9 protein-coding genes, 2 pseudogenes and 1 other annotated feature are annotated in these 9,065 nt (G+C 39.0%); of the genes and pseudogenes, 6 read left to right on the top strand and 5 right to left on the bottom strand.

Annotated elements, in window-relative coordinates; translation table 11 throughout:
• Positions 1-841, bottom strand: an 841-nt coding sequence (locus L654_RS0100560) for a copper ion binding protein (protein WP_029753419.1), incomplete at its 3' end; no start/stop codon positions are given.
• Between the two features lie 297 nt (positions 842-1,138).
• Positions 1,139-1,906: an SDR family oxidoreductase gene (locus L654_RS0100565; RefSeq protein WP_024606947.1), complete on the bottom strand. Its 768-nt coding sequence runs from the start codon at positions 1,904-1,906 to the stop codon at positions 1,139-1,141.
• A 104-nt stretch (positions 1,907-2,010) separates the two neighbouring features.
• On the opposite strand from L654_RS0100565, the gene L654_RS0100570 reads away from it, so the two are divergent.
• The gene (locus L654_RS0100570) at positions 2,011-2,358 is read left to right on the top strand and encodes a helix-turn-helix domain-containing protein (protein WP_024606948.1); all 348 of its coding nucleotides are present in this window, start codon (positions 2,011-2,013) and stop codon (positions 2,356-2,358) included.
• A gap of 204 nt (positions 2,359-2,562) precedes the next feature.
• On the opposite strand, the gene L654_RS0100575 is transcribed toward L654_RS0100570, so the two are convergent.
• The 3 genes from L654_RS0100575 to L654_RS0100590 all read right to left on the bottom strand — a co-directional run bounded on the left by L654_RS0100575 (position 2,563) and on the right by L654_RS0100590 (position 5,088).
• Complete coding sequence (locus L654_RS0100575; RefSeq protein WP_024606949.1) at positions 2,563-2,976, bottom strand: metalloregulator ArsR/SmtB family transcription factor; 414 nt, start codon at positions 2,974-2,976, stop codon at positions 2,563-2,565.
• Positions 2,977-3,224: 248 nt separating this feature from the next.
• Positions 3,225-3,962, bottom strand: coding sequence for a type 1 glutamine amidotransferase (locus L654_RS0100585; protein ID WP_024606951.1), 738 nt, complete (start codon positions 3,960-3,962; stop codon positions 3,225-3,227).
• Between the two features lie 46 nt (positions 3,963-4,008).
• Entirely contained in the window at positions 4,009-5,088 is a 1,080-nt protein-coding gene (locus L654_RS0100590; RefSeq protein WP_225305690.1) for a permease, read from the bottom strand.
• 168 nt (positions 5,089-5,256) lie between these two features.
• Between L654_RS0100590 and L654_RS1000000128050 the strand changes: the two are divergent.
• The 5 genes and pseudogenes from L654_RS1000000128050 to L654_RS0100615 all read left to right on the top strand — a co-directional run.
• Positions 5,257-5,437, top strand: a pseudogene (locus tag L654_RS1000000128050) (proline--tRNA ligase); the annotation flags it as partial.
• A gap of 89 nt (positions 5,438-5,526) precedes the next feature.
• Positions 5,527-6,168 carry a DMT family transporter gene (locus L654_RS0100595; protein ID WP_033027581.1) on the top strand — a complete coding sequence of 214 codons (642 nt, stop codon included), beginning with the start codon at positions 5,527-5,529 and terminating at the stop codon, positions 6,166-6,168.
• Between the two features lie 421 nt (positions 6,169-6,589).
• Positions 6,590-7,600: an MBL fold metallo-hydrolase gene (locus tag L654_RS0100600; RefSeq protein WP_024606953.1), complete on the top strand. Its 1,011-nt coding sequence runs from the start codon at positions 6,590-6,592 to the stop codon at positions 7,598-7,600.
• A 132-nt stretch (positions 7,601-7,732) separates the two neighbouring features.
• Positions 7,733-8,173: an IS200/IS605 family transposase gene (tnpA, locus tag L654_RS01000000125300; RefSeq protein WP_263640612.1), complete on the top strand. Its 441-nt coding sequence runs from the start codon at positions 7,733-7,735 to the stop codon at positions 8,171-8,173.
• A pseudogene (locus tag L654_RS0100615) lies at positions 8,136-9,065 on the top strand (IS3 family transposase); the annotation flags it as partial. The gene tnpA and the pseudogene L654_RS0100615, both read left to right, overlap by 38 nt.
• Positions 8,414-8,530: a sequence feature (AL1L pseudoknot), on the top strand. Its footprint overlaps the pseudogene before it by 117 nt.

Raw genomic sequence — 9,065 nt, forward strand, 5'->3', positions numbered from 1 at the left:
CCGCCGCTTCAAAATAAACGGCGACGGCATTGGGTGGTAATATTTGCGGTACAAATGTGGCTATTACTGAGAAAAGGTAAGCAGCAAGTGTACCAATCGCCACAAGAGAATTCATATCAGGGGCACGTCGCCACAGTGCGGGTAGGCCCTTTTGATAGAACCGCTTTCCAGGGAAAAATAGCACAATAGACGTCAGCATGAATTGAATCAGCCAACTATTGCTAAGGCCAATGTTTAGGGTGATCCACTCTTTGAAGGAAGGAAGTATATGTGAGCCCATCTCTAGAATAAAAACGGGTAAAGTCAACGTGGCAGCCAACCTTAAGTCAGTGAGTAAGCTTTGATTTTCTTTTTCTCGTTGCTTAGCTAAATCATCATTACCGGTAACTTGCTCGGTATGTATTTTTGCCTGATATCCCAAATCTACGATGGCTTGCAGTAATAAACGGGTGTTGATGATATTGTCCGAATAAATTTGCGCTTGCTCTGTAGCTAGATTTACCGATGCAGAGTTTACCCCTGGTACTGCCATTAAGGCACGTTCAACACGACCAACACATGATGCGCAGCTCATGCCGCTAATCGCTATATTGATGGGGGCGCGTTGACGCACGCTATACCCTACACTCGCAACGGCCTCAACTAATATGGAAGTGTTAATCGCTTCGCTAAGGCTAATTGTTGCTTTTTCAGTGGCAATATTAACAATTACTTTTTCAACCTCGCTAATGGCTTTAAGTGCACGTTCAATACGAGTTACACATGAGGCACATGACATACCTTCGATGGTTAAGTTTACTTCTGAAGACCTTGTATTTACGTGCTCTGATTTGTTGTTCATAACATAACCCTATGTAACTGCTTTGGTAATCCAGTTAGTTTAAAGCTTACCATCATTGGAAGGTCAAGGGCATTGATATAACTAAAGTACATAGATTACTATAGTTCTTTAAAGACACTTTTTCAGGCTATTGATATACGGGTAGAAGTAGCCCAAAAAGAAGAGGGAATAAAACTTTATTGCGTAGTTGAATATACAAAGTTACGTGAAACTAGAGTTATCACATTGATCAATGCTTCAAAAATGAAGCATTGGATTAAAATGCAGTTATCTTTAGTACATTATTCTATGGGGGAATTAATTGCGACCAGCAATAACGCCACCATCAACATCCCATATTGCGCCTGTGACCCAGCTCGTATCATCTGATAATAAGAAAGCAATACTATTCGCGATATCTTGTGGTGTTCCAACACGTCCTATTGGATGAAAATCATTGAATCCGGCAATGACTTCGTCCATATCATTGGGGTTAATGAATGCTTCATAAATTGGTGTTTTCACTACGGCAGGAGAAACGGCATTTACACGAATGTTATAGTCTGATAATTCCATTGCCATATGTTGAGTCAATGCATGCAAGCCTGCCTTTGCCATTGAATAAGCAGATGATGGTGTCGCTTTGACTGCCTGTTTTGCCCACATTGAACCAATATTAACAATATTGCCGCCACCATGCTTAATCATATTTTTAGTTACTGCTTGGCTAATTTGAAATGTAGCCTTATTTAAACCCATGTATATATCGTAATCGGATTCCGAATGTTCTATGAAGGGTTTTGGATTAAAATACCCAGCTGCATTAACCAAATAGAGTATCGGTTTTTCTAAGCTTTCTAATTCAGAAATCAGCTCAAAAACACTTTCTTTTTCATATAGATTTGCTTGAATTCCTGATGCACTACCTATCTCATTTAATTGTGATACTGCATGAGACAATTTTTCAGGATTATTACCAACCACAACGACTTCAATGTTATTTTGTAATAGTTGCTTCGCGGTCTCTAAACCTATGCCGCTAGTACCACCGATAATAATAGCTACCCCTGATTTATTAAATGTCATATTGTTCTCTCCTCATGTTTTGTGTGTGGTAATATTAGCCGTCTTTAGTAGAGGGAAAATAGTAAGTACAAATTGGTAAGGTAGGTACTTTTAGGTATTAAATCATGATTAATAACGAAAAAATAATTATAAGAAAATTAGCGCCGGAACGTTCAGCTAGGATGATAGAGACAATATTTGGCTGTAAATGGTCTTTAACAATATATGAACTTCTTTCTAATGGAATTAATAGACCTGGAAAAATGGTATCCACCGTCGAAGGCTTGTCTACAAAAGTATTAAATCAATGCCTAAAGAGAAATATTGAATTTGGTATTCTTAAAAAGGAGGTTTACAACGAACTTCCACCGAGAGTCGAATATGTTGTAACCGACTTTGGAGAAAAGTTCTTAAGTATTATAAGTGAAGTCGAAAAATTACAAGAAGAGCTGGATAATCGTTTTTCTACATAAAGTTGGCCACTGTATACCTTTAAAAATTTTCATGTGGCAATTGGTAACATTGCTTTAACCCATTGTAAATCTATTGAATAGAAAGGATAAGGACAGCTTAAAGCTGACTACTGCCTTTATTGACCTTATAATTAACGACAACTCGTCCGACAAAATGGGCGTTAGGGTAGTTAACGATATGCTAACATTGCATCTGCTACTTTATTAATGGTTAGTCAATAAATCATTGTTCATAGCAGTTTTCCATTCATCACTGTTTGCACCAACGACACACTCTCCGTCAACACGCATTGATAAACGCAAAACACAAAGTTTAATTATTTCAGAAAAATTGTCTGAAGGTAAGAACTTGACTGAATCCACCAATGCTTGACAATGTGGAGCCGTTTGCTGATTTAGGGTGTAATAAACCCACTTCCCTTGCTTTTTAGGTGTCAGCAATCCTGCCTTGTTTAGCATTTTTAAATTTCGAGAAACGTTATATTGTGTATCCCCTGTAACATCTAGCGCTTCAGCAACAGTAATTCGTTGCTCTACATGAAGTAATAACCAGAATAAACGTAACCGAGTAGGGTCTGACAATGCTTTTAATGCATCAATGTACTTCTCATCAATCATGAATCTTTTTAGCTGCTTTAAAGTATCCTACGACCATTATACTTACCCCAGTCAGAAAAACTATTCCAGAATGTATTGCATGTAATATTATTGTGCTAGGCTCAGCCCCTAATATCACAGCCCCCCAAAAAAGAGGGCAAAATACAGCAAGGAGTGCTATTTGAGCTCCAGTCTTAGCCTCTAGTGGGACTTCTCGGTGTTGAATTGACCTTTTAATCACATTATAAAGATGTGAATAAGCACAAAGGTTAGTAACTAACTTCAGTGTTTGTTTCATACTCATGGTCGCTTCCCTCTTTTATAAATTTGCCAATAAGTGTATTCAATATTTTGCTATCCACAGATTTTTTTGATGACTTTAAGGCTTTTTGAATAGTTAAGTCACAGTAATTTTGCTTGGTTTCATGGATAAGCGCTAAAAAGAACTGAGTGCTGAACTCTGGATGTCCCTGTATAGTAAGGATTTGATCTTGATAGCAAGTAATATAATTAACACAAAAATCACTACCAGCAATAACTTTAAATTCTTTGGGTGGTTTTATAACCTGATCTTGATGCATGGAGAATAATGATAGTTTCTGACCTTGTTGTAACCCTAGGTAATCTTTGTGAATGTTTGTACGATAAACGCCTAATCCCCAACCATTTTTTGAACGTATCAGTGTGCCACCTAATGCATGGTTTATTAGTTGATGCCCAAAACAAATACCAAGTAGTTTTTTCCCCCTAACAAAAGCCTCTCGAGTAAATAAAATTAAATTATGAACCCAGCCGAATTCATCACATATACTTGCCGGGCTGCCACTTATAATATATACATCGCATTGTTCGACAGATTCAGGGAGTTCGTACAGATGTGCATTATAAATATAAAGTTCATTATGATTATTCAGTCCAAGCTCACGAATTAAGCACTGACTGTAATTACCATAGTTTTGTTTTAATGCGTCAGGCACATCACCACAGATTAATATTCCTATTTTCATAATAGCGCTCATAATGTGCGTCATTCTAGGAATGACGCACTTTTATTTAGATTAAATACTGGAAGATAGCTCCGCCAATGATAGCGGTGGTTAATACTATGGTTACAAATGCTATTACCGCTTTTGGCTTTAACACCGAAGATACTAACGCTATTTCAGGTAAGCTAGCGCCAGTCCCTCCAATAATAAGAGCAAGTGCCGGCCCTAGCCCCATACCTTTTAAAATGAGTACCTTTAATAAAGGAATTGCCATTTCAATACGTAAGTAAAGCGGAACACCAATAACGGCAGCGATAATTATTGATAACATATCATCTCCACCGACATACTTCTCCACAAGCTCTGCGGGTAAATACGCGGCAGACAAACCACTAATCAATGCACCCAATAGAACATAAGGAACGATTCTTTTAAACAAGGCTATAGCAGTTTTCATTACGTTGTTAATACGAGATGGTTGGATTGACTCAATTGCCATGGCCGCTGATGAATCGCAGCTCATACTAATCTCACCACATGGCTCCTGTGCTATCGGTTGATTGGCATTCTCGCAAGAGGCAGTGGTTGCTGTTCCACAAGTTGTTGTGACAGCTGAACTTGATGTACTGCAACTGGGTGCTTTTTTAGCATCTTCTAATTCATCACCACGCTTAATTTCATTTTTCCAAGGAGACTTTGAAATTAACCAACCTCCTAATACTGCGGCACTGAAGGTAATAGCAAAATAAACCGCTGTGATTTTCAAGCCAAAAGTAGCATAAACCAAAGCTAAAACAATGAAATTACATAATGGGGCAGAAATCAAAAAACTTAATACTGTCCCTAATGAAGCTCCCATAGATGCCATGCCCATCGTAACAGGAACTACTGCGGCGCTACAAAAAGGCGTAAGCAGACCAAAACTTGCGCCCAGCAATGTTCCCCATCTATCATGTTTGTTAATCTTTTTTTGAAGTTTCTCCTGCGGCACATATTCACGCATGAACCCTGTCAAAATTGACACTGCGGCAATAATAAGAACTAAGCTCCCTCCCACATGAGTAAACTCGTTGAATGCGACCATTAATTTTTCTGTATCCAAAATATTATCTCTAGTAAATGTAAAGTCAAAAGTAATAGTACGCACGTATGCGCGTTTGTGCAACTATTTGTTTTGACGGTAGTGATAAATACTTAGAATTAGATAACTGCCTATTCAGCTTTTACCGTAAATATAATGTGTGAGCTTATTTTACTCGTTACGGAAAAACGCTGAGCCATATTTTCTTTTTATCAATAACTAATGGAACAATTAATGCTGACAAAAAATTATCTTCTTGCTACTTAAAAGGACCCCCCCCAATGATGCTGAAGTAATCAGCCTTCAATTAATGCTCCGTGCAGGCATTATTCGTAAGTTGACGTCAGGTTTATATACTTGGTTGCCTATGGGTTTACGTGTACTACGTAAGATTGAATATGTTATTCATGAAAAATGAATGATTGTTTAACTTAGCAAGAATCGGGTTGTGAATTAAATGACGTTAGCTAAGAATAGAAATATAATTATTTTTTGGAATTTAATATGTCACCAGCAAGTTTATTTAGGTTATTAACCTTGGCCGCCATATGGGGAGGCTCTTTTCTTTTTATGCGCATTGCAGCAAATCCTCTCGGTCCTGTTGCACTCATTGAGGCAAGAGTTGCTTTTGCAGCGATAACCTTACTGTTTGTTTCTTTTTATTTTAAAAACAAACTAAAATTTTTAAATAACATCAAACACTTTTTTATATTAGGGCTGTTTAATTCTGCATTACCTTTTTTGCTTTTTGCTTATTCTGCCCAGTTTTTAAATGTATCTACACTATCAGTTTTGAATTCTACTTCGCTTATGTGGGGTGCAATTATAGGCGCTCTTTTATCAAGAAAAATGTTAACCAAAAGTGTCTCAACAGGGCTTATTCTAGGCATCACTGGTGTTAGTGTGCTAGTTGGCTGGGAAGGAATTAGAATAGGAGAAAGTGCAATAATCCCAATGTTATCTGCCTTAATGGCGGCTTTTAGTTATGGGGTCGCTACCAACTACGCTAAAAATGCTCCACAAGTTAAGCCATATGATAATGCACATGGAAGTATGTGGGCATCAGTGATTATCATTTTGTGGGTGTTTGATATTCATAAACTCAACCAAAGCCGCCTTCATGAATTAGAAGTGTGGTTCGTTTAATATTTATGCAGGGCAGAGTACCTGACATGCACCTTGTTACATGTATGTGTGACAACGGTAAATAAATTTCAAGCAAACGCTGCCCGTTGAGTTATTTTAAAATGGCTTTATTCATTGTTGCTCGTTTTTGAAAATAACCACCATCAGTGCCACCTAATAACATTTAACCCTGCCACTCAATTACATCTAGCACTGCCACATATTTATTCTCGCTAATATGTCTCCGAAAAACATTTTTTGAATCCTTTTTAGGATAATGACGTCTTAATAGAAAATGAAATTAGTAACACCATAAATGAAATCAGTTAAAGGTCTTTTTGCCTACGAGTGGTCAATCATAAAGTACATAAAACGCTATATAGATATGTATTAGGTGTTCCCCATGTCGTTGAAGGCATACTATATTAAGAAGGAATAAAAAATGAGAATAATACTACGAAATATAGCGACTTTGCTTGCAGTCGTTTTTCTATTTACGCCCTACCTCTATGCGGGGCAAGCAAACAACAGCATCACGATTCTTTACGATGCATTTGGTAAACCGTCCGAAATGAAAAAGGACTGGGGATTCTCCGCTTATATTGAGTATGGAGGTAAACGCATACTGTTTGACACAGGGAACAACGCGGAAATTTTTGCACATAACGTGAAAACCAAAGGTGTTGACCTCGCTAAGCTTGACTTTGCGATTGCTTCTCACCGGCATGGTGACCACACAAGTGGCCTTAATCATCTGGTGAGAGTTAATCCAAACGTAAAAATTTATGCACCTAAGGAGAAGTTTGGCGTGTTTGGCGCAGCCTTGCCAGGAACCTTCTATAAGCGCGATGAGTCTCTTCCGAAAGAGATGCGTTATTATGATGGGAATCCACCAAAGACAATGTCTTTTGGAAGCGCTTGGCCGGAAGGTAATTTCAGCTGGGTAACCAAAACCACAGAAGTGGAACCAGGTTTCCATTTAATTATGATGAAAGGTCCTTGGGGCGTAGATCTAGACGTAATGGAAATTTCGCTAGCCATTGATACCCCAGACGGCATTGTCCTGATCGTTGGTTGCAGTCACCCAAAGCTAGAGAAAATTATTGAGGCTGCCCAAATAGCAATCGGCAAACCCATTCATTTACTTTTAGGCGGCACTCATCTACTCCCTTTAAATCCCGAACAAGCCAAAAATATTGCTACTTCATTGCGAGACAAATGGAATGTCGCTTGGATGGCGCCCACACACTGTACTGGTGAGCCAGCTTTTGCCGCCTTGAAGTCAAGTTTCGGCGACCGTTATCTATACGCGGGCCTCGGCACCACACTAAAACTAGGCAAGACCATTCACGCAAAAACTGAAACGAAACACCTTTCAATGCAAACGACAACGGATGAGGTAGATCTACAGCATTATCGGGCCTTGATGAAAGGTGGCCACGACAGTCACTAATATCTTTTAACAAAGCGTAGCGAAAATCTAGGGGGCTTGCCCCCGTGCTGAATAGTGTGGACTGGGCTTGTCCCAGTCTATATTATTTAGTACATGGAACTTCAAAGAAATACGCATCATGTATTCAGACTTATGTATCATTTTGTCTGGATACCAAAATATAGACATAAAGATTTTATGGAGCCTTATCGTACAACGATGAAGGCGATCATTAAAAAAATTGGATATGATTACGATATAGAAATCGTTGAACTTGAAATACCAGAAGATCATATCCATATGGTTATTAGAAGCATCCCTAAGCAATCACCAAGTGATGTAATGCAAATAGTCAAAAGTATTACTGCTCGTGAGTTTTTCAGGATTTATCCTGAAATTAAGAAAAAATACTTTTGGGGAGCCAAGTTGTGGACGCAAAGTTACTTTGTGGAAACGATTGGAAATGCCAATAAGAAACAATTAGAAAATATGTTCAAGATCAGCTTTGAATCGCCCCGTGTTTGCCAGAGACTCAATAACTTGAGAAACTGGAACTATGAAAAAATCAAATCGCTATACATCAGAATTTCGTGAACGTGCAATTAGGCTTGTTACCACACAACAGCATGAATACCCTTCTCTTTGGGCTGCGCTAGTATCGATTTCAGATAAACTGGGATGTACCCCAGAAACACTTAGAGCATGGGTCAAGAAATCTCAAGCTCAACCGTCTAAACCCTCTTCTAATACGCAATCAACTGAAGAACGCCTTGCCGTCTTAGAGCGCGAGAATAAAGAGCTCAAGCGAACGAATGATATCCTGAGGCAAGCTGCCGCTTTTTTCGCCCAAGCGGAGCTCGACCGCAAACAGAAGTAATAGTGGATTTTATTGATGCTTGCAGAGAGCATTACGGTGTCGAGTCAATTTGCAAGGAATTGCCGATTGCACCATCAACGTATTATTCTCATAAACAGATACAAAGAGAGCCTGAGCGACTGTCTAACCGCAAAAAGCGTGATGCTGAGCTGATAATACTCATTCGCGAAGTGTGGGAGGATAATATGTCAGTTTATGGTGCAAGAAAAATATGGAAGCAGCTACAGCTTGACGACCATCAAGTCGCCCGCTGTACAGTCGAACGATTGATGCGAGTTATGGGAATTCAAGGTGTTCGTCGGGGTAAAGCACATAAGACAACGATACCTGACGAGCAACAAGATAAGCCACTTGATTTAGTTAATCGTCAATTTACTGCTGAGCAGCCAAATCAACTTTGGGTAGCTGACATCACCTATGTTGCCACATGGAGTGGGTTTGTTTATGTCGCTTTCGTGATAGATGTTTTTTCACGATACATTGTAGGTTGGCGTGTATCAACGACAATGCACACAGAGCTTATTCTTGATGCGTTAGAGCAAGCTATTTGGCATCGTGGCAACCCCGAAGGGTTAATTCACCACAGCGACAGAGGCAGCCAATATTTGT

Origin of the sequence: Pseudoalteromonas sp. TAB23 (assembly GCF_000498075.1) — a bacterium.
In the GTDB taxonomy this organism is placed as follows: domain Bacteria; phylum Pseudomonadota; class Gammaproteobacteria; order Enterobacterales; family Alteromonadaceae; genus Pseudoalteromonas; species Pseudoalteromonas arctica.